The following is a 20222-nucleotide window of genomic DNA, read 5'->3' on the forward strand; positions in this document are numbered from 1 at the left end:
CCGCCATTCGATCGAAAAACACTCCGATTCAAGCAGCGCGCTTGCGTCGGCGATCAGGCGTGATCGCTTCTTCGGTCAGCCGTTCGATTGCTTCGGCAAGACCAAGCGATTCCTGATCGCGCGAGCCGAGCCGGCGGATGTTGACCGTCTGCTCCTCCGCCTCGCGCTTGCCGCAGACGAGGATGACCGGCACCTTGGCCAGGCTGTGCTCACGGACCTTGTAGTTGATCTTCTCGTTGCGCAGATCGGCTTCCGCCAACAGCCCGGCGGCCTTCAGCTTTGCCACGACCTCGGTCGCATAGCTGTCGGCGTCTGACGTGATCGTCGCCACCACCACCTGCAGCGGCGCGAACCATAGCGGGAAGTGGCCGGAATAGTTCTCGATCAGGATGCCGAGGAAACGCTCCATCGAACCGCATATGGCGCGGTGCACCATGACCGGCTGCTTCTTTTCCGAATCCGAGCCGATGTAGAAGGCGCCAAAACGCTCCGGCAGGTTGAAGTCGACCTGCGTCGTCCCGCATTGCCATTCGCGGCCGATGGCATCCTTCAACACATATTCGAACTTCGGCCCGTAGAAGGCGCCCTCGCCCGGATTGATCGAGGTCTTGATCCGATTGCCGGACCTTGTCCTGATCGTCTCCAGCACGCCGCCCATGATCGCCTCGGCATGATCCCAGGCCTCGTCCGTGCCGACGCGCTTTTCGGGCCGCGTCGACAGTTTGACGCTGATTTCGTCGAAACCGAAATCGGCATAGGTCGACAGGATCAGGTCATTGATGCGCAGGCACTCGGCCGCCAGCTGTTCCTCGGTGCAGAAGATATGCGCATCGTCTTGCGTGAAGCCGCGCACGCGCATCAGCCCGTGCAGCGCGCCCGACGGCTCGTAGCGATGCACATTGCCGAACTCCGCCAGCTTCACCGGCAGATCGCGATAGGATTTCAGCCCATGCTTGAAAATCTGCACGTGGCCCGGGCAGTTCATCGGCTTCAGCGCAAAGATGCGGTCATCGTCGGTTTCATCGCCGGCGACCGTCACCTTGAACATGGCGTCGCGGTACCAGCCCCAGTGGCCTGACGTCTCCCACAGGCTCTTGTCGAGCACCTGCGGGGCGTTGACCTCCTGGTAGCCCTGCTCGTCAAGCCGGCGCCGCATGTAGTTGACCAGGTTCTGGAACATCTTCCAGCCCTTGGCGTGCCAGAAGACCACGCCCGGCCCCTCTTCCTGGAAATGGAAAAGGTCCATTTCGCGGCCGAGCTTGCGGTGGTCGCGCTTCTCGGCCTCTTCCAGCATCGTTTGGTAGGCTTCGAGCTGCGCCTGGTCGGCCCAGGCCGTGCCGTAGATGCGCGTCAGCATCGGATTGTTGGAATCGCCGCGCCAATAGGCGCCGGCCACCTTCATCAGCTTGAAGGCGTTGCCGATCTGGCCGGTCGAGGCCATGTGCGGACCGCGGCAGAGATCGAACCAGTCGCCCTGCGCATAGATCTTGAGATCCTGGTCCTCGGGAATGGCATCGATCAGTTCGAGCTTGTAGCGCTCGCCCTTGTCGGCAAAGACCTTTTTTGCCTTGTCGCGCGACCAGACCTCCTTGGTGAACGGCTTGTTGCGCGCGATGATCTCGCGCATTTTCTTCTCGATCACCGGGAAATCGTCTGGGGTGAACGGCTCGTTGCGGGCAAAGTCGTAATAGAATCCGTTCTCGATCACTGGTCCGATGGTCACCTGCGTTCCCGGCCACAGCTCCTGCACGGCCTCCGCCAGCACGTGCGCGGTGTCGTGGCGGATAAGCTCAAGAGCGCGCGCATCGTCGCGGGTGATGACCTCGACCTTGCCGGACTTGCCGAGCGGGTCGCTGAGGTCGCGCACGGTGCCGTCAATGGCGTAGGCGACGGCCTTCTTGGCCAGCGACTTCGAGATCGATTCGGCGAGACCCGCACCGGTCATCGCCGCATCGTAGTCGCGGACGGAGCCATCGGGAAATGTCAGGGAAACGGACTTCAGCATATGTATCTCCTATCCAGTCCCGCAAACGAGCGCGGGTGGTAAATGCAGATCATCAGCGGTTCGGGGCTGCGACCTGCCAGGGTGCCGGATGCGTCCGGCGGCGGCAGTCTTTTATGAGCAGATGCCGCCGCCGTAAAGCCCGGCTCACTTAATCAGCTGTGGCAGGTCCTTCAGGAACGCGGCCCGTGTCGCCAACCCCTTCGGCATGTCGGTGCGTTTCGTATCGACGACGAGCCGGGCGAACACGATCTGGCGGCCGTCTTTCCCAGCCCAGCCGACAAACCATCCGAGCGAGCGCTTGTCCTTGCCGCCCGCGCCCAGCCTGGTCGTGCCGGTCTTGCCCTGAACGGCCCAGTCCCCAGCCTTGAAGTTCGGCATGATGGCGCGTGTCATTTCATGCGCCTTGGCCGACACCGGCATTGTGCCGGCGAGCAGTTGCCGCAGGAAGGCAACCTGTTCGACTGGCGTGATCTTAAGCGAGGAGTTAACCCAGGAATCGGTGAGCCCGTCATCCCTGCCAGGATTGCCGGAAACGTCACCATTGCCATAGTTGAACTTCGATACATAGCCGGCAAATTTCTGAGGTCCGAGCCTGCGGGTGATCTCGCGCGAGAACCAGATGATGGAATCACGTTCCCAGATCGTCGGATCGACGGTTTTCTGGTCGCGTTTCACCGCGTTGAACTCGGGCTTGTAGTCCCATGCCGGGGTATGTTCATCGGCAAGGATGCCCGCGTCGTAGCCGATCAGCGAAAGCGGCACCTTGAACGTGGAGGCTGGGCTGAAGCGCTGGTCGCAGGTACCGTCCTGGTAAAGCGTCTTGCCGCTCTGGACATCGGCGATCAGCGTGCACTGCACGTCCGCGAGCGGCGCCGATTGCGCGCGCATCGGAAATCCCAGCAGCCAGGCGAGCAGGAACAGGACACCAGCCATGATAAAGGGAAGACGATCGACATTGCGCATTTTCTGCTCGCTCCAGAAGGGGGTTCGCGAGCGGGCTTAGCGGGGTCTCTTGTCTCGATTTTGTCTCAAATGCGCAGTTGTTGTGCAGGCTTGCGTTAACCCTACCGGAGCGTAAACAGCGCGGCGCGACCAGCCACCCTAGCCCTGCGCTTCGCCGCGCTTGCGGCCGACCCGCCAATAACGCCAGGGCATGAACCAGACGTTACGGTCCGCCAGCGCCTGCGGCACGAGATCGACGCCGTGCGTGCCGAACGGACCGCAGCGCAGCACGCGGAACAACCCCATCCAGCCGCCGGCCCAAAGTCCATGGCGGGCGATCGCCTCATGCGCGTATTCCGAACAGGTCGGCAGATGGCGGCAGGAATTGCCGACAAAGCCGGACAGCGTCAGCTGGTAAAACCGCACGAGCGAGGTGCCGAGCAAGCGGCCCGGCGTCTTGCGCCAGGGGCCGGGCCAGTTGCGGCCGCGCCTCGACGCTCCGGCAGTATGCGCATGCCTGTGCTGGTCGCCCACTGCGATCTCCGCGTTTTCCACCTGATAGATGTGCGCTTGCACCGGAGAACGCAATCCCGATCGCCGTGCGGTCACGGGCGGGAACGGCGAAATGGCCGTCGGTCGGCTGGCGGCGCCCACCGGCCAGGATGAGGCTATTTTTCGTGATGCCTTGTAGCGCGTCTTTCGTGGCGCCATTGGAACGTCGCGATCCGTATGACGTCGCCAAGGATCTCAAGCAACTGCATCATGGCGGCATCTCCTTGAAGACGATTAGACCGCCGCTGGCCTTCGCCTTCAAACGAGTATAATTTCCGCTTCGGATAATCCTGGGTTATGCGAAATGAAGCGTGGACGCTTGCCCCTGACGGCGTTGAGGAGCTTCGAGGCGGCGGGGCGGCATTTGAGCTTCAGCAACGCCGCCGAGGAGCTTTTCGTCTCACAGGCGGCGATCAGCCGGCAGATCCGCGAACTCGAAACCTTCCTGCGCCAACCGCTTTTCGAACGGCACCATCGCCGCGTCGAACTGACGGATGCAGGCCGTCGGCTGCTTGCTCAACTGGTCAGAAGTTTCGACGACATCGACAAACTACTCTCGGAACTGGTCGCGGTTCCCGCGCAGGCCGTGGTTCGTGTCAGCGTCGAGCCGTCGATTGCATCCGTCTGGCTGGTACCCCGGCTCAACCGGTTTCGCCAGTTGCGGCCCGATATCGACGTCTCCCTCGAAGTGGACCCAAGGCTGATCGAGTTCCGCAGCGACCAGCCCGAACTTGCCTTGCGTTTCAGCTCGAACGCGACGTCATGGCCCCGCAGCGAAGCCGAGCGGCTGGCCTCGACAGTCGATTCGCCAGTTCTGTCGCCGGCGCTGCTTTCATCAGGCCCAGCCCTCGAGAAGCCGGCCGATCTTGCTCGCTTCACGCTTTTGCACGAGGAAAACCGCCAGGGTTGGACGCGCTGGTTCGAGGCGGCGGGCGTACCCGCCAACGCCATGCCCACGCGCGGGCCGATGCTTGCGGACGCCTCACTCTCCAAGCAGGCCGCGCTGCTCGGCCACGGCGTGGCGCTGGGCGATCTCCTGCAGATTGGAGAAGAATTGGAGACCGGGGCACTGGTCAAACCGTTCGACATCGATGTCGCATCCGGGGCCTATTGGCTGGTGGCCAGGAGTTTGCATAGTCTCTCCGAACCGGCCGCGGCCTTCGCCGACTGGCTAAGAAGCGAATTCATCGAAAGCAGGCGAGCGCTGAAAGCTCCGGCCTGAGCCGTGCGCTGGCCGGAGCCGGCTACTTTACCTTCTTGTATTTTCCGAGAAGTTTATCGAGGTCGTTGATGTCCATGGACGGATGTCCCGCCGCCGGGTCGACTGCTGGGTAGAATGTGACGACGATGTCGCGCCACAAATCATAGTCGGCGCCGTAGGACGCCAGCCCGGGAAACGGCGCGCAACGCGTGATCGCGCGAATGGCGGCTTCGGCAACCTTATGCCTTGCCGATGTCACGGGGCCGACGATTTTTGGCGGCCCGGCGAGCGATCCGTCCTTGTTCAGGCTGATCCGGACGCGTGCAGTATTTGTGGCATTTGCGGGCACGTTCCAACAGGGCTGGACGGCCCTCATGAGATAGTCGCCGATATCGCGCTGGACTGCTGGTTCCGCCCCGCTTGAGCCACCGGCCGACACAAGTGAAGCGGCAAGAGTACCGGCGAACACAAAGCCATGGCATGAACGACCGCTCTGGCGGGATCCGCTCACCGTAAGCTCGAAGACCACTCTCAGGCCGCTTCGTCGGCGCGCTTCTTCTCGATCTGGCCGATGGCGTCGACCACGGCGTCGAAAGTCAGCATGGTCGACGCATGACGCGCCTTGTAGTCGCGCACCGGCTCCAGATAGCCGAGGTCGGCGAAGCGGCCTTCCGGCGGCGCGCCGTTCTCCTTCAGCATCTTCAGCATGGTCTCGCGCACCGCGCGCAATTCCTCAGCGCTGGCGCCGACGACATGTTGCGCCATGATCGAGGACGATGCCTGTCCGAGCGCACAGGCCTTCACGTCGTGGGCGAAGTCGGTGACCACGCCGTCCTCCATCCTGAGGTCGACGGTAACGGTCGACCCGCACAGCTTGGAATGCGCCTTCGCGGTCGCGTCGGGATGATCGAGCCGGCCGATGCGGGCAATATTTCCGGCAAAACCGAGAATTTTCGCGTTGTAGACGTCGTTGATCATTATTTTCCAATCCGTCGCCGCCAAGCGAACAGCGATTGCCGTTGTTGCGTCTTTCATTCGCTCGGCACGACCATATATAATGCTGGCAGTCCGGTATCGACAAGGCGGCGAACGCCACTGTCCTTGCCGGGAAGTTCACGCCGCTTACGGGGCTGGAAACGGGGCGAGTTTCCGACACCGAAAGGTCGTGGTCCGTTCAACTCGTTCCTCCTTAGAGAGGAACTACGGGAGACGCCTTTTATGGATGCCGTCATCAAGAAACTAATGCCACAGTCCGCCTATATGGAAAAGCCGGTCACCGACCGCCCGAGCGAGGCCGAAGTCGAGGCCGCCGTACGCACCTTGCTGCGCTGGACCGGCGACAATCCGGATCGCGAGGGTTTGATCGACACGCCCAAGCGCGTGACCAAGGCCTATCGCGAAATGTTCGGCGGCTACGACATGTGCCCGGCCGAGGAGCTTGGCCGTACTTTCGAGGAGGTCGCCGGCTACGATGACCTGGTCATCGTCAAGGACATCCAGTTCCATTCACATTGCGAACATCACATGGTGCCGATCATCGGCAAGGCGCATGTCGGCTATCTGCCCGACGGCAAGGTCGTCGGCCTGTCGAAGATCGCGCGCGTCGTCGATATCTTTGCCCATCGGCTGCAGACACAGGAAGCCCTGACCGCCCAGATTGCCGGCGTCATCCAGGACGTGCTCAACCCGCGCGGCGTTGCCGTCATGATCGAGGCGGAGCACATGTGCATGGCCATGCGCGGCATCCGCAAGCAAGGTTCCACCACGCTGACCTCCACCTTCACAGGCGTCTTCAAGGATACGCCCGAAGAGCAGGTTCGTTTTGTCACCATGGTGCGCGGCGGCAGGGCGTAAGCCCTTTGCCGACGTCGCGGTCAACAGGAAGATAGACCGGCAATGTCGGCACTGGAATTTCCGGAAGCTCCCTCGGACAAGAAAGCCTTGGAGGAAGGCGCGGTGTTTTCGCCGCGCTTCGATGCCGCCGGTCTTGTCACCGTCGTCGTCACCGATGCCGCCGACGGCATGCTGCTGATGGTCGCGCATATGAATGCACGGGCGCTGGCTCTGACGCTGGAAACAGGCATTGCCCATTACTGGTCGCGCTCGCGCAACACGCTCTGGAAGAAGGGCGAAACCTCGGGCAATTTTCAGCATGTTGTCGAGATGCTCACGGATTGTGACCAGGATGCGGTGTGGCTTCGCGTGAAAGTGTTGGGCCACGACGCAACCTGTCACACCGGCCGGCGTTCATGCTTTTATCGGACGGTGGGGCTGATCGACGGCAAGGGGACGCTTGCCGACGACGGCAGCAAGCCGCTGTTCGATGCGGAAAACACGTATCGGAAGCCATCAGCTTGAACCTTCTGCCTGACACCGACCACATAGATTCATCATTTCGATACGGCCCGTCCGTATACTAGCCTGGGACAAGGGAGATCATGATGCTCGAATGGGCGTCATTGCGTAACAGACCAGATGTCAGGGAGGCCAATGGCCTGTCCTCGGCAGGCGGCGCATCCGAAACAACCTCCCCCAAGAAAACAGGTATATCGCTCGCGCTCGGTGGCGGTTGCGCCAGAGGCTGGGCTCATATCGGCGTGCTGCGCGCGCTCGATGAAGCCGGCATCGAAGTCTCGATGATCGCTGGCACCTCGATCGGCGCCCTCGTCGGAGGCTGTTATCTCGCCGGCAAACTGGATGAGCTGGAAGAGTTCGCCCGCAGCCTCACCAGACGACGTATCTTCGGCCTGCTCGATCTCAACCTGCGCGGCAGCGGCCTCTTCGGCGGCATGAAGCTGGACGCGCGCCTGCGCGAGCACGTGGCCGGCATCCGCTTCGACGATCTGCCCAAGCCATTTGTCTGCGTCGCGTCGGAAATCCGTACCGGCCACGAGATCTGGCTGTCTAGCGGTTCGCTGATCACAGCCATGCGCGCGTCCTACGCGCTGCCTGGCGTGTTTGAACCGGTCGATTGCAACGGCCGCGTGCTGGTCGACGGAGCGCTGGTCAACCCGGTGCCTGTTTCGGTCTGCCGCGCCTACGAGCAGCCGCTCGTCGTGGCGGTCAACCTCCACTACGACCTGTTCGGCCGCGCCGCCGTGATCAAGCACAGCGCCGGCGAGCTGGTTATCGAAAAGGATGCGCCAAGGCCCGGCCAGGTCGACGCCCAACACCAATCGCACCACGCGTTTGGGCATCACCGGCGTGATGGTCGAAGCCTTCAACATCATCCAGGACCGTATTTCGCGGGCGAGACTTGCCGGCGATCCGCCTGACATGTCGCTGCAACCCAAGCTCAGCCATATCGGCCTTACCGAATTCCACCGGGCCGACGAGGCGATCCAGCTCGGCTACCAGGCGACGATGGCGCAGATCGGCGAACTGACGCGGCTGCAGACGGTTCTCGCCTAGACCGTTCCTCAAGTTGTATTGGCCTCGGGACAAACTGATTGCAAAACGCAATTGGTTATGGTGATCTGCGTCGATCGAGGCGGAGGTGCCGATGGCCAGGATTGTCTATTCCATGCTGACGTCGTTGGACGGCTATATCGCCCGATCGAACGAGGACATCGGCTTGCCAGTGCCCGAGGCGGAACTGCACCAGCACTTCAACGACATGATGAGGCAGGCTTCCGCCGTGCTCGCCGGACGGCGCATGTACGAAACCATGCGCTTCTGGGACAGCCCTGAACGCGAAACCGGCGCCACCGAGGTCGAGCGGGATTTTGCCCATGCATGGCGCGAAACGCCGAAGATCGTCTTCTCGACCACGCTTCGGCAAGTCGGGCTCAATGCCCGGCTGGTGGATGGCGATGCGGAGGATGCGGTACGATCTCTCAAGGCGCAGGCCGATGGCCTCGTCATCCTTGGCGGCGCCGACCTTGCCGCCTCTCTGGCACGAGCCGGCCTCATCGACGAATACCGGCTCTATATGCATCCCGTGGTGCTGGGTGGCGGCAAGCCATATTTTGAATCCGGCCTGTCGCTGGCGTTGACCCCGCTCGGCACGCAAAGTCTCCCCCAGGGCGTGACGTTGCTGCGTTATGCGCCGGCCGGCTGAATTGCGCGGGTTTCCGGCGCGCCCTACGCCCGCGCGGCGTCGATGATGCGAAACTGCACCGTACGGTTGCCGTTCCAGTAATTGCCCGACAGCGAGCCGGCGACATGCACCGTCTTGCCGCGGTTCTTGGACAGGAACTCGCCAAGCACCGTATCGACGGCGCGAAAGGCGATCGCCTGGATGCGGCCGCCGCTCTCCGACTGTAAATCGGCGCGAATATGGTTGGTGCCGACCGGCCTGATGTCGGCCAGCCGATGGCGCGGCAGCACGAAAACAGGCGCGACATGCCCGGCACCGAAGGGCCCCGCCTTTTCCAACGCATCGAGCAGGCCGAGCGTCGCGCCTTCGGCGGCAAGCGCGCCGTCTATCGCCAGGCTTTCCTCATCCTGCAACCTGAAAACGTCGGCGGCTGCCCGCTCCTCGAAGAAGGCCCTGAGCTCACCCAGTCTTGCCCGCTCGACGGTGATGCCGGCAGCCATGCCATGGCCGCCGCCCTTGACGATGAGCCCGGCATTGGCGGCTTCGCGCACCAGCCGGCCAAGGTCGAAACCCGACACCGAACGGCCCGAGCCCGTGCCGGTGCCGTTGGCGTTGAAGGCGATGGCAAAGGCCGGCCGCCGTGCGTGATCCTTCAGTCGTGAGGCAAGCAGGCCTACGATGCCGGGGTGCCAGCTGTTGCTGGCGGTGACGACGATCGCCGGGCCGCTGCCGCCCGCGAGCTCGGCATCGGCTTCGGCGCGCGCGGCGGCGAGCATCTCCTGCTCCATCAGCTGCCGCTCCTGGTTCAGCCGGTCTAGCGTCTCTGCGATGGTCTGCGCCTCGACGGGATCGTCCGTTGCAAGCAGCCGGCTGCCGAGTGCCGCATCGCCAATGCGCCCGCCCGCATTGATGCGCGGACCGATCAGATAGGCTAGATGGAAGGTGCTGATCGGCTCGCCAACGCGCGACACTCGTGCCAGCGCGGCCATGCCTTCATTCTTCTGCTGTCGCGCCACTTGCAAACCCTTGACGACGAAGGCGCGATTGACGCCCGTGAGCGGCACCACGTCGCAGACGGTGGCAAGCGCCACGAGATCGAGCAGGGAAAGCAGGTCGGGCGGCGTGACATCGCTCAGGCCACGCAGCACCTTTGCGGTCTGGACCAAGGCGAGGAACACGACACCGGCGGCACAGAGATGGCCCTGTCCGGAAAGGTCGTCGTCGCGGTTTGGATTGACGACGGCAATTGCCGCAGGCAAGACGCCGCCGACCTGGTGGTGGTCGAGCACCACGACATCGGCGCCGGCGGCATTGGCCGCGTCGATCGAAACGGCGCTGTTGGTGCCGCAATCGACTGTGACGATCAGCGTCGCGCCGCGCGATACCAGTTCGCGCATGGCATCGGGATTGGGACCGTAGCCCTCGAAAATACGATCCGGGATATAGATTTCGGACGGCACCGAGAAATGCGTGAGAAACCGCTTCAGCAAGGCCGACGAGGCCGCGCCATCTACGTCGTAATCGCCGAAGATCGCAATTTTCTCCCGCGCCATGACGGCGGCGGCGATGCGGATAGCGGCCTTGTCCATATCGGTCAGCGAGGCCGGGTTCGGCAACAGGTCGCGGATCGTCGGGTCCAGAAACCGCTCGGTCTCATCGGCGGCCACGCCGCGTCCGGCAAGAACGCGCGCGACGATGTCGGGCACGCCATGACCCTGTGCGATGGCGAGCGCGATCATGTCCTGCCGTTCGGTCAGCCGGTGCTCCCAGGAGAGACCGGTTGCCGACTGCCTGACATCGAGGAAGAGGCGCCTTTCGCCCATCATGCGCTTTGCCAACTCATGGTTGGCGGCAGGATAAGCCAAAGGCCGCGGGAGACTTCAAGAAAAACTACGCTTTCCGCCTTTCAGCCGTGCACCCACCGTTCGCTGGCCGCCCGAGACATCAGAGGCCGCATGCCGATCGGGCGGTGTCATCGTTAAACCCTTGCCGCCATCGGAGGCAGCCAGATGGCTAACAACTGCGGCCCGGCTTCGCAAGCGGGTCTAGAACTTATCCATATCCTGGTGCCTGGCCTTGATCTCGCGCACGGTCCGCGATGACGATCGCAGCACGATCGTGTGGGTGGTGATGTATGTGCGGCCGAACTTGACGCCAGCCAGCATGTTGCCATCGGTGACACCGGTGGCCGCAAACAGCACGTCGCCGCGCGCCATGTCTTCCGCTTGATAGATCCGCTTCGGATTGGAAATGCCCATCTTTGCGGCACGTGCGACCTTTTCCGGCGTATCAAGGATCAGCCTGCCTTGCATCTGGCCGCCGGTGCAGCGCAACGCCGCAGCGGCCAGCACGCCTTCCGGCGCGCCCCCGGTGCCGAGATAGATATCGATGCCGGTTTCTTCCGCGTCCGTGGTGTGGATGACGCCGGCGACGTCGCCGTCGCCGATCAGCCGGATCGCGGCGCCCGTGGCGCGCACGGCATCGATCAGCTTGGCGTGGCGCGGACGGTCGAGAATGCAGGCCGTGATGTCGGACACAGCAACGCCCTTCGCTCGCGCAAGGCTGGCGACGTTTTCGGCCGGCGAGGCGTCGATATCGATGACTCCGTCGGCGTAACCGGGACCGACCGCGATCTTGTCCATGTAGACGTCGGGCGCGAACAGCAGGCTGCCCTTCTCGGCGATCGCGATCACGGCGAGCGCGTTCGGCAGGTTCTTGGCGCAGATCGTCGTGCCTTCGAGCGGATCAAGCGCGATATCGACCGCGGGCCCTTTGCCGGTCCCGACCTCCTCGCCGATATAGAGCATCGGCGCCTCGTCCCGCTCGCCCTCGCCGATCACCACCGTGCCCTTGATCGCGAGGCGGTTGAGCTCCTCACGCATGGCATCGACGGCGACCTGGTCGGCAGCCTTTTCGTCGCCGCGGCCGCGCAGCCTGGCGGCCGCGACCGCGGCCCGTTCGGTGACGCGCACCAGTTCCATGGTGAGTATCCGGTCAAGGCCGGCGACGATGTTCTGGGCCACATTCATTCGGCAAATCCTCGTTTGATGCCGCCTCCCGCCAGAGGCGTGCTTGTTTTGTCAAACGACCATGACAACGGCAAGACCTGCCGGATGGTTTATCGAAAGGATAGCAATATCAATCGATTGAACCGAATTTTTGAAAACAATGCCGGCCCGGTTTGGGATCAACCGGGCCGGCACGAAACAGAAATTGCCGTCTTCGTGGTCCTAGAAAACCGCGAGGTATTTGAGCAGCGAAATAATGCCGATGATGATGACGATGACCTGGACGATCTGCCTCATCCTGGCGTCGAGCGGCAGCCGCTGCACCAGGTAGAGAACGAGAATGATGACCAGAAATGTAATCAGGATGCCGATTAACACGGACGAAGCCATAATGCCCTCCTTAAATGACTTGCTGAAACGGAGAAATGAGCCGGCATTGCCGGCTCAATATCGGCGCGGTCAATACCAGCGGCGCGACGTGTCGTTCATCGACTGGCCGACGGCAATCCCGGCCAGAAAGCCGAGCAGGCCGATCACGCCAACCACGGCGGTCGTCGTGCCCGGATTTTCACGCGCGACTTCCGAAACGGACTGGGCCTGGCCGCGCAACTGCTGCGCTGTCCGCGAGGCGCGGGAAGCGGCAGTATCGTAGAAATCCGATGCTTGCTCACTGGCATCATCGAGCATTTCCGCGCTGCGCTGCGAAATGCTCTTGTTGATCTTGGTGATCTCCTTGCGCAGGTCGGCGATCTGCTTTTCCAGCGTCTTCTGGATGTCGCCAATGTCAGGGGCGTCGGATTTGTTGGTATCGGCCATGAAGCGGCTCCCTTGGTTGCTGACCAAGAGAACGGTACCGACGCCAATTCGTTCCGGGCGGCAGCGGGATGTCCTCACCGAACCGAGATACACCGCCGATGGTTATGCCCACGGCAACGAGGCTGCCTGCTACCCTGCCCGCTCGATGCGGATGACCTGTGGCTTGTCGGTCAGATGGCCGTCCTTGGTGATGCCGTCGACAGCCTTGCGCACGGCGGCCTCGGTGGTCTCGTGGGTAACGAGGATCACCGTCTTCTGCGCCGCCGCCTCGCCGCTGACCGCATGCTGGACAATCGATTCCAGCGAAATATCGTTGTCGGCCATGCGCTTGGCGATCGCCGCGAACACGCCGATGCGGTCGTGCACGGTCAGCCGGATGAAGTAGCCGCCGGCATGGCTGCGCATCTGCGCCTTCTTATACGGTCTCAGCTCCTTCGCCGGCCGGCCGAAGACGGGACCATGCTGGAAGCCGGGCCGGCTCTTGGCGATGTCGGCGATGTCGCCGATGACCGCCGAGGCGGTGGCATTGCCGCCGGCGCCAGGGCCCGAGAGCAGCAACTCGCCCAGGATATCGGTCTCGATCGCCACCGCGTTGGTGACACCATGCACCTGCGCGATGACCGAAGCAGTCGGCACCATGGTTGGGTGCACACGCTGCTCGATGCCGCTTTCGGTGCGCTGGGCGACACCGAGCAGCTTGATCCGGTAGCCGAGATCGCCGGCGGCACGGATGTCGGCCTGGGTAATGTTAGAAATGCCTTCCATGTAGATGTCGTTGGCGGCGATTTTGGTGCCGAAGGCAAGGCTGGTCAGGATCGACAGCTTGTGCGCGGTGTCATGGCCCTCGATGTCGAAGGTCGGGTCGGCTTCGGCATAACCCAGCCGCTGCGCGTCCTTCAGCACGACGTCGAAGGAGACGCCCTCGGCCTCCATGCGGGTCAGGATATAGTTGCAGGTGCCGTTGAGGATGCCGAAGACACGAGTGACGGAATTGCCGGCCATCGCCTCGCGCATCGTCTTGATGACCGGGATGCCGCCTGCCACCGCGGCCTCGTAATTGAGCAGCACGCCCTTCTTTTCAGCGATTTCGGCAAGCGCCACGCCATGCTTGGCAAGCAGCGCCTTGTTGGCGGTGACGACATGGCGGCCGGCTTCGAGCGCGGCCTTCACAGAGGCGCGCGCCGACCCCTCATCGCCGCCGATCAGCTCGACGAACACGTCGATCTCGGCGGTCTGCGCCATCTTGACCGGATCGTCGAACCAATTCGCGGAGCTCAGATCGATGCCACGCTCGCGTTTCCGGTCGCGTGCGGAAATCGCCGACACGATGATGTCGCGCCCGCATTGGCGGGTCAGTTCCGCCGCCTTGTCGCGCAACACGCGCGCCACCGATGCACCGACCGTGCCAAGTCCAGCAATTCCAACACGCAGTGCTTCAGCCATGGAAGGCGACGCCCCTCAAATAAGATCGAATTTGTATTTACCGGTGGGCGGACAGCGGCACCACATTGTTGGGCTGCTTGGCGCTGGCCGACAGGAAGCGCTTGATGTTGCGTGCCGCCTGGCGAATCCGGTGTTCGTTCTCGACCAGTGCTACGCGCACGAAATCGTCGCCATGTTCGCCGAAGCCGACACCGGGCGCCACCGCCACATCGGCGTGCTCGATGAGCAGCTTGGAGAATTCGAGCGAGCCCAGATGACGGAACGGCTCAGGGATCGGCGCCCAGGCAAACATCGAGGCCGCGGGGGCCGGAATGGTCCATCCCGCGCGGCCGAACGCATCGACCATCACGTCGCGGCGTTTGTGATAGATGTCGCGCACCTCGGCGATATCGGCGCCGTCGCCATTGAGCGCGTGCGCCGCCGCCACCTGGATCGGCGTGAAGGCACCGTAGTCGAGATAGGATTTGACCCGGGTCAGCGCCGAGATCAGCCGTTCGTTTCCGACGGCGAAGCCCATGCGCCAGCCGGGCATGGAGAAGGTCTTCGACATCGAGGTGAACTCGACGCACACGTCGATGGCGCCCGGCACCTGCAGCACGGAAGGCGGCGGATTGCCGTCGAAGTAGATTTCCGAATAGGCGAGGTCGGACAGGATGATGATGTCGTTCTTCTTGGCGAAGGCCACCACGTCCTTGTAGAAATCGAGCGAGGCGACCAGTGCCGTCGGATTCGATGGATAGTTGAGGATCAGCGCCAGCGGCTTCGGGATCGAATGGCGGACGCCGCGCTCGAGCGCCGGAATGAAGCCGTCATCGGGCTCGACTTGCAGCGAGCGGATGACCCCGCCCGACATGATGAAGCCGAAGGCATGGATCGGATAGGTCGGGTTGGGGCACAGAATCACGTCGCCGGGCGCGGTGATCGCCTGCGCCATGTTGGCGAAGCCTTCCTTCGAACCGAGCGTGGCCACCACCTGGGTGTCGGGGTTGAGCTTCACGCCGAAGCGGCGGTCATAGTAGTTTGCCTGGGCGCGGCGCAAACCGGGAATCCCGCGCGACGAGGAATAGCGGTGCGTGCGCGGATCGCGCACGACCTCGCACAATTTGTCGACGATGGCCTTGGGCGTCGGCAGGTCCGGGTTGCCCATGCCGAGGTCGACGATGTCGGCGCCCCGCGAACGGGCGCTCGCCTTGAGCCGGTTGACCTGCTCGAACACGTAAGGCGGAAGCCGGCGGACCTTGTGAAATTCTTCCATGGCAGTTCCAGACAGCAAGGGAGCGTTGGGCGCGCGCTATATACTCATTTGCAGGTAGGGTCGAGGGCGGGGTCGCATTTGCCTTCGATCTGCTTCAGGGTCTGCGGACCATGTTTCTTGGCGAGATCGGTCAGCGCCGCCTGGTTGGTGACGGCCGCGCCGCCGCCCTTGGCGCCCTGCCCGTTCTCGTCGGCCTTCAACTGGGCGAGCTTGGCTTTCTTCTCGGCCTCGGTGAATTGTTTCGCCGCCACCTGCGGCGGGATGTTGAGGTTCGGAAAGGTGCCGGTGTCCTTCGGGCCCGCGTCGGTGGCCATCGGCACCGGACCGCCGGTATTCGTGCTCGAGCATCCGGCAGCGGCCAGGAGCATGAGGGCCGCGCTGATGCGACAAAAGTGGCCGGCACCGAAAAAAACAGTCTCGCCAAACTTAATCGTCATATTGTTTCCTTGGCAGCCGGGGTAGAGCGAGATTGGACCCTGTCGGATGTCCCATGTTAATATGTCAAGAAAACGCTTCCGGAGGAACCCCGCGAACCATGTCCAAAACACCCGATTCGGGCAAAGCGGAAGATGGCGGACCTTCGACGGTCGAGCAATATCTGGTGAAGGACCCGGAACGCTTCGCGCTGAACATGGCGCGGATGATCGAGCAGGCTGGCAAGGCGGCTTCCGCGTGGGCCGAACCGCGCGAAAAAGGTGAGGTGCGCGACCAGGTCGCCGAGCCGGTGGTCGACATGGTCAAGACCTTCTCCAAGCTCAGCGAATACTGGCTCGCCGATCCGCAGCGGGCGCTCGAAGCGCAGACGCGGCTGTTCGCTGGCTACATGACGGTTTGGGCGAACGCCATCCAGCGCGTCAGCCCCAATGCCGAGGGCGCCGACGATGCCGTCAAGCCGGAGCGCGGCGACAAGCGGTTCCAGGACCCGGAATGGGGCCGCAACGCCTTCTTCGACTTCTTGAAACAGGCCTATCTGGTCACCTCGCGCTGGGCGTCCGAACTGGTCGACCATGCCGAAGGCCTGGACGAGCATACCCGCCACAAGGCGAGCTTCTACGTCAAGCAAGTATCCAACGCCATCTCGCCGTCCAATTTCATCCTGACCAATCCCGAACTGTTTCGCGAAACCGTCGCCTCCAACGGCGAAAACCTGGTGCGCGGCATGAAGATGCTGGCTGAGGACATCGCCGCCGGCAAAGGCGACCTCAAACTGCGTCAGGCCGACTATTCACCCTTCGAGATCGGCAGGAACATCGCCACCACGCCCGGCAAGGTGGTCGGCCGCAGCGATGTCGCCGAGATCATCCAGTATGATGCGGCGACCGAGACGGTGCTGAAGCGCCCGCTGCTGATCTGCCCGCCTTGGATCAACAAGTTCTACATACTCGACCTCAACCCGCAGAAATCCTTCATCCGCTGGGCGATCGAGCAAGGCCACACCGTTTTCGTCATCTCCTGGATCAATCCGGATGAACGCCACGGCGCCAAGAACTGGGAAGCCTATATCAGGGAAGGCCTGCAATACGGCCTCGACACGATCGAGAAAGCGACCGGCGAGCGCGACGTCAATGCTATAGGCTACTGCGTCGGTGGCACGTTGCTGGCGGCGGCCTTGGCGCTGATGGCTGGGGAAGGCGACGACCGCATCAAGTCGGCGACCTTCTTCACCACACAGGTCGACTTCACCCATGCCGGCGATCTGAAAGTGTTCGTCGACGAGGAACAGGTCGCGGCGGTGGAAAAGTCGATGAACGAAAAGGGCTATCTCGACGGCACCAAGATGGCGACCGCCTTCAACATGCTGCGCTCGGGTGACCTGATCTGGCCCTATGTCGTCAACAACTACATGCGCGGCAAGGACCCCCTGCCCTTCGACCTGCTCTACTGGAACGCCGATTCGACCCGCATGGCGGCGGCCAACCACTCCTTCTACCTGCGCAACTGCTATCTCGAGAACAACCTCTCGCGCGGCACGATGCAACTGGCGGGCCACACGATCTCGCTCGGCGATGTCACCATTCCGGTCTACAATCTCGCCTCCCGGGAAGATCACATCGCGCCGGCTCTGTCCGTCTTCCTCGGCTCGAAATATTTCGGCGGCCCGGTCGAGTACGTGATGGCGGGATCGGGCCATATAGCTGGCGTCGTCAATCCGCCCGCATCCAACAAATATCAGTACTGGACCGGCGGTCCGCCGAAGGGCGACTTCGACCAGTGGATAGCCTCCGCCACCGGCCATCCGGGATCCTGGTGGCCGCACTGGCAAGGCTGGATAGAGGCCAAGGACAACACCCGTGTGCCTGCCCGCAAACCCGGCAAGCATATGAAAACCTTGGGCGATGCTCCCGGGACCTATGTCAAGGTGCGTGTGTAACGGACTGTAATGTCTGGTGAGTTGACGCCCCCGCAAAAGCGGGCGAAATGGTGTCGTCAACCATCAAGCGGCCGCAATTCGGCAATCGCTGCAAAAATACTTACAGGCTTGCTGATTTGACACAGGTCTCGTTTCCGGATCGGAGACAAAGGTCCACCTGACGCGGACATACCAGTCGGCGCCAGGTATATACCGATCGGACACCGAGGGGGAATTTGACTTTGAAATCAGCAGGATGGAGCCTCGCAAAGGGAGAACGCCGCGCCATTGTGGCAGCGCTCTGCTCCATGCTTCTGGCCTCCTGCACATCGGCTGGCGATCCGACAATGTCGGTTGGAATGCCCGGCTATAATGCTTCCGCATCGGACCTCCACGCCGCCTCTGCGGGCAAGCCTCTCGCCGCTGATTCGTCGTCGCAAGTGGCGACAGAGCAGACGACCGTGATGAGCGAAAGCGACACGGCACTCCCCGAAAAGGTTGCTTACGTACCGATTGCCAAACCTGGGGCCACTTTCCCGCTCACCATACCGGCCGGCGCGGAAACGATCGCGGGACAGACACCGCAGTCCTTGCAGCAGCCGGTACAGACGGCGCAGCAGACAGACGCGGTCGCCCAGAAGATCGCCGCCGCCGATGCCGCCGCGACGGCGCCGATGCCAGCCGCGGCACCGGTGATGAACAATCCGGTGTACGTGACCGCCGGCGAGGCGCCGCAAGCCGACGCGCCGAAGAAAAAAGGCTTCTTGGCCTCGATGTTTGGCGCCACCCCGGCTTCGGCGACGCCTGCTCCGCTGGTCAACACCCGATCGGGCGAACAGCCTGCCGTGCAGCCCAAGCCTGCCCCGGCCGCGCCAAAACCGATCATCACATTTGCCTCTGCTGATTCCACGCAGAAGCCAATGCAACTGGCTTCACTCGGCGGCGATGCCGGTCACATCACCGGCAGTGACGCCTTGCCCGGCGTGCGCCAGACGGCCCTGTTCGAGATCAAGCGCAAATCCGGCCTCGACGATGAAAGCGACGTCGACCTCAACGAGGACGAAGGCTCGGGCGGCTCCTATCAGGTCGCCTCCGCCGCCGGCATGGCTCGCCTCGCGCCCAACGGTCTCTTGAAGCAGAATGAGAGCGTCGACGTGGCTTGCCTGAAGCCGTCCCTTGTGCGCGTGCTGAAGACGATCGAAGGCCATTACGGCCGCAAGATGATGGTGACCTCGGGCTATCGCGATCCGGCCCGCAACCGTCGCGCCAACGGCGCCAAGAATTCGCTGCACATGTATTGCGCCGCCGCCGACATCCAGGTGCCCGGCGTCTCCAAGTGGGAGCTTGCGAATTACATCAGGACCATGCCCGGCCGCGGTGGCGTCGGCACCTACTGCCACACCGAATCGGTTCATGTCGACGTCGGCCCCGAGCGCGACTGGAACTGGCGCTGCCGCCGGCGCAGCGGCGGTGACGACGGCTAGCGGCGATTTGTCGGGCCGGAGCCTGTCAGCGGCGAAGGCCGCGACTTCGTCATCCACGGGCAGAGCAGGAGCGAAGCTCCGTCGCGAACACCCGAGGATGCCGGGGCGCCTGACGTCACCGCAAATTGCAAGCTCTTCCGCCCCCGCGAAAACGCTGATTTGGCAGGTCGGAAAAAAGTTGTCCAAGGCGGCACCTAACGGGTTGCCGGTTGCGCGCAACGCCAGTATAAGCCGCTTCGTCTGAGCGCGCCCATCGTCTAGCGGTTAGGACACCGCCCTTTCACGGCGGTAACAGGGGTTCGATTCCCCTTGGGCGTACCAGTAATTTCAACCAGTTAGCCTTTTCACCAAACTCTGGTCCCGATAACGGACCCGAAAAGCAGCTGCCACCGTTGTCCGAATCAACCGACGTTTTATTGGCCGCATGGGGTCGTTCGACTGGATTCTTGCCTTGAGCGGCCGTTATGCCGATGAAATGAACCGATCAGCCAGGCGGATGATCCAATGTCCCGCAGAGCAAAGGGCCGGAAGACGGCCGAGGAAGAACACACGCATCTCGCCATCAGACTGGAGCGCTGCGACGCAATCAGCTTGGAATTCAGATGATGATGACCCGCTCTATCGATTCACTACGCGACTGACCGTTGGTGGGGATATCGATCTACCCGGAGGAACGGGCGGGAGATACCTATGAGGTCACACTCTATGGCAATAACTTGGGCTCTGGCGACATTCATGCGACGCTCAAAGGCGTGCAGGAACGCGATGAGCACGGCTCGCGCAAATATCGTCAATACCACGGTAGGCAGATCCCGATTTACACCCCGCCCCACGGCATGGGACTTATCGACAAGATCCGAGGCGAGCCACGCTGGACGGTGTGGCTTCGCGTCTCTCCCCGCTTCGCGACCAACGCGCTCGCGCTGCTGAGCGACGACGATCACTGTTCCTGGCGATCCATGAACACAAGAGGGGCCGAAAGCGCTGGGTTCAGAGCGTAACCTTGCAAACAACCGACCCCGCAGAAGAATAGGCGACCGATGGGCAACCTCTGTCACCACGCTGAGGCGCCCTGCTTGCTCGATCAGGAGCGACCTAGTTCAATCGCTGGAAGCAATGCTAGGCCT

19 protein-coding genes, 1 tRNA gene and 1 pseudogene are annotated in these 20222 nt (G+C 62.7%); 9 read left to right on the forward strand and 12 right to left on the reverse strand.

Annotation, left to right across the window (positions count from 1 at the left end; genetic code table 11):
- Positions 1-28: 28 nt before the first annotated feature.
- From thrS to yidD, 3 genes are all read right to left on the reverse strand, one after another.
- Positions 29-2005: a threonine--tRNA ligase gene (thrS, locus tag LB554_RS12830; RefSeq protein ID WP_224584858.1), complete on the reverse strand. Its 1977-nt coding sequence runs from the start codon at positions 2003-2005 to the stop codon at positions 29-31.
- Positions 2006-2149: 144 nt separating this feature from the next.
- Complete coding sequence (gene blaOXA / locus LB554_RS12835; RefSeq protein ID WP_224584860.1) at positions 2150-2968, reverse strand: class D beta-lactamase; 819 nt, start codon at positions 2966-2968, stop codon at positions 2150-2152.
- A gap of 138 nt (positions 2969-3106) precedes the next feature.
- Positions 3107-3481, reverse strand: coding sequence for a membrane protein insertion efficiency factor YidD (gene yidD / locus LB554_RS12840; RefSeq protein ID WP_224584954.1), 375 nt, complete (start codon positions 3479-3481; stop codon positions 3107-3109).
- A gap of 322 nt (positions 3482-3803) precedes the next feature.
- On the opposite strand from yidD, the gene LB554_RS12845 reads away from it, so the two are divergent.
- Positions 3804-4721 (forward strand): LysR substrate-binding domain-containing protein, encoded by a 918-nt coding sequence (locus LB554_RS12845; protein ID WP_015317579.1) that lies wholly within the window; start codon positions 3804-3806, stop codon positions 4719-4721.
- Between the two features lie 22 nt (positions 4722-4743).
- On the opposite strand, the gene LB554_RS12850 is transcribed toward LB554_RS12845, so the two are convergent.
- Both LB554_RS12850 and LB554_RS12855 read right to left on the reverse strand, forming a co-directional pair.
- Complete coding sequence (locus tag LB554_RS12850; RefSeq protein WP_157163658.1) at positions 4744-5211, reverse strand: cell envelope integrity protein TolA; 468 nt, start codon at positions 5209-5211, stop codon at positions 4744-4746.
- 20 nt (positions 5212-5231) lie between these two features.
- Positions 5232-5678 (reverse strand): iron-sulfur cluster assembly scaffold protein, encoded by a 447-nt coding sequence (locus LB554_RS12855; RefSeq protein ID WP_224584862.1) that lies wholly within the window; start codon positions 5676-5678, stop codon positions 5232-5234.
- Between the two features lie 240 nt (positions 5679-5918).
- Between LB554_RS12855 and folE the strand changes: the two genes are divergently transcribed.
- From folE to LB554_RS12875, 4 genes and pseudogenes are all read left to right on the forward strand, one after another.
- Positions 5919-6554: a GTP cyclohydrolase I FolE gene (gene folE, locus LB554_RS12860; RefSeq protein WP_015317577.1), complete on the forward strand. Its 636-nt coding sequence runs from the start codon at positions 5919-5921 to the stop codon at positions 6552-6554.
- 42 nt (positions 6555-6596) lie between these two features.
- Positions 6597-7058 carry a phosphoribosyl-AMP cyclohydrolase gene (gene hisI, locus LB554_RS12865; RefSeq protein ID WP_015317576.1) on the forward strand — a complete coding sequence of 154 codons (462 nt, stop codon included), beginning with the start codon at positions 6597-6599 and terminating at the stop codon, positions 7056-7058.
- Positions 7059-7141: 83 nt separating this feature from the next.
- Positions 7142-8111: pseudogene (locus LB554_RS12870) on the forward strand (patatin family protein).
- Positions 8112-8202: 91 nt separating this feature from the next.
- Positions 8203-8760, forward strand: coding sequence for a dihydrofolate reductase family protein (locus tag LB554_RS12875; RefSeq protein WP_140873667.1), 558 nt, complete (start codon positions 8203-8205; stop codon positions 8758-8760).
- Between the two features lie 23 nt (positions 8761-8783).
- Here LB554_RS12875 and recJ read toward each other — a convergent pair whose 3' ends face one another.
- From recJ to LB554_RS12910, 7 genes are all read right to left on the reverse strand, one after another.
- Positions 8784-10565, reverse strand: coding sequence for a single-stranded-DNA-specific exonuclease RecJ (gene recJ, locus LB554_RS12880; protein WP_015317573.1), 1782 nt, complete (start codon positions 10563-10565; stop codon positions 8784-8786).
- A gap of 219 nt (positions 10566-10784) precedes the next feature.
- Positions 10785-11768 carry a class II fructose-bisphosphatase gene (gene glpX, locus LB554_RS12885; RefSeq protein ID WP_015317572.1) on the reverse strand — a complete coding sequence of 328 codons (984 nt, stop codon included), beginning with the start codon at positions 11766-11768 and terminating at the stop codon, positions 10785-10787.
- A gap of 201 nt (positions 11769-11969) precedes the next feature.
- Positions 11970-12137, reverse strand: a complete 168-nt coding sequence (locus LB554_RS12890; RefSeq protein WP_015317571.1) for a Thivi_2564 family membrane protein — start codon at positions 12135-12137, stop codon at positions 11970-11972.
- Positions 12138-12206: 69 nt separating this feature from the next.
- Positions 12207-12563, reverse strand: coding sequence for a hypothetical protein (locus tag LB554_RS12895; protein WP_224584864.1), 357 nt, complete (start codon positions 12561-12563; stop codon positions 12207-12209).
- A 129-nt stretch (positions 12564-12692) separates the two neighbouring features.
- Positions 12693-14006 carry a homoserine dehydrogenase gene (locus tag LB554_RS12900; protein WP_015317569.1) on the reverse strand — a complete coding sequence of 438 codons (1314 nt, stop codon included), beginning with the start codon at positions 14004-14006 and terminating at the stop codon, positions 12693-12695.
- A gap of 37 nt (positions 14007-14043) precedes the next feature.
- Complete coding sequence (locus LB554_RS12905) at positions 14044-15261, reverse strand: LL-diaminopimelate aminotransferase (protein ID WP_224584866.1); 1218 nt, start codon at positions 15259-15261, stop codon at positions 14044-14046.
- Positions 15262-15305: 44 nt separating this feature from the next.
- Positions 15306-15575: a hypothetical protein gene (locus LB554_RS12910; protein ID WP_224584868.1), complete on the reverse strand. Its 270-nt coding sequence runs from the start codon at positions 15573-15575 to the stop codon at positions 15306-15308.
- A 221-nt stretch (positions 15576-15796) separates the two neighbouring features.
- On the opposite strand from LB554_RS12910, the gene phaC reads away from it, so the two are divergent.
- The 4 genes from phaC to LB554_RS12930 all read left to right on the forward strand — a co-directional run bounded on the left by phaC (position 15797) and on the right by LB554_RS12930 (position 20096).
- Entirely contained in the window at positions 15797-17632 is a 1836-nt protein-coding gene (phaC, locus tag LB554_RS12915) for a class I poly(R)-hydroxyalkanoic acid synthase (protein ID WP_015317566.1), read from the forward strand.
- A 215-nt stretch (positions 17633-17847) separates the two neighbouring features.
- Positions 17848-19095 carry a YcbK family protein gene (locus LB554_RS12920; RefSeq protein ID WP_224584870.1) on the forward strand — a complete coding sequence of 416 codons (1248 nt, stop codon included), beginning with the start codon at positions 17848-17850 and terminating at the stop codon, positions 19093-19095.
- A gap of 246 nt (positions 19096-19341) precedes the next feature.
- Positions 19342-19416 (forward strand) — tRNA-Glu (locus tag LB554_RS12925).
- A gap of 323 nt (positions 19417-19739) precedes the next feature.
- Positions 19740-20096 (forward strand): hypothetical protein, encoded by a 357-nt coding sequence (locus LB554_RS12930; protein WP_224584872.1) that lies wholly within the window; start codon positions 19740-19742, stop codon positions 20094-20096.
- Positions 20097-20222 lie beyond the last annotated feature (126 nt).

This window comes from Mesorhizobium sp. CO1-1-11 (assembly GCF_020164995.1).
Lineage (GTDB): Bacteria > Pseudomonadota > Alphaproteobacteria > Rhizobiales > Rhizobiaceae > Mesorhizobium > Mesorhizobium australicum.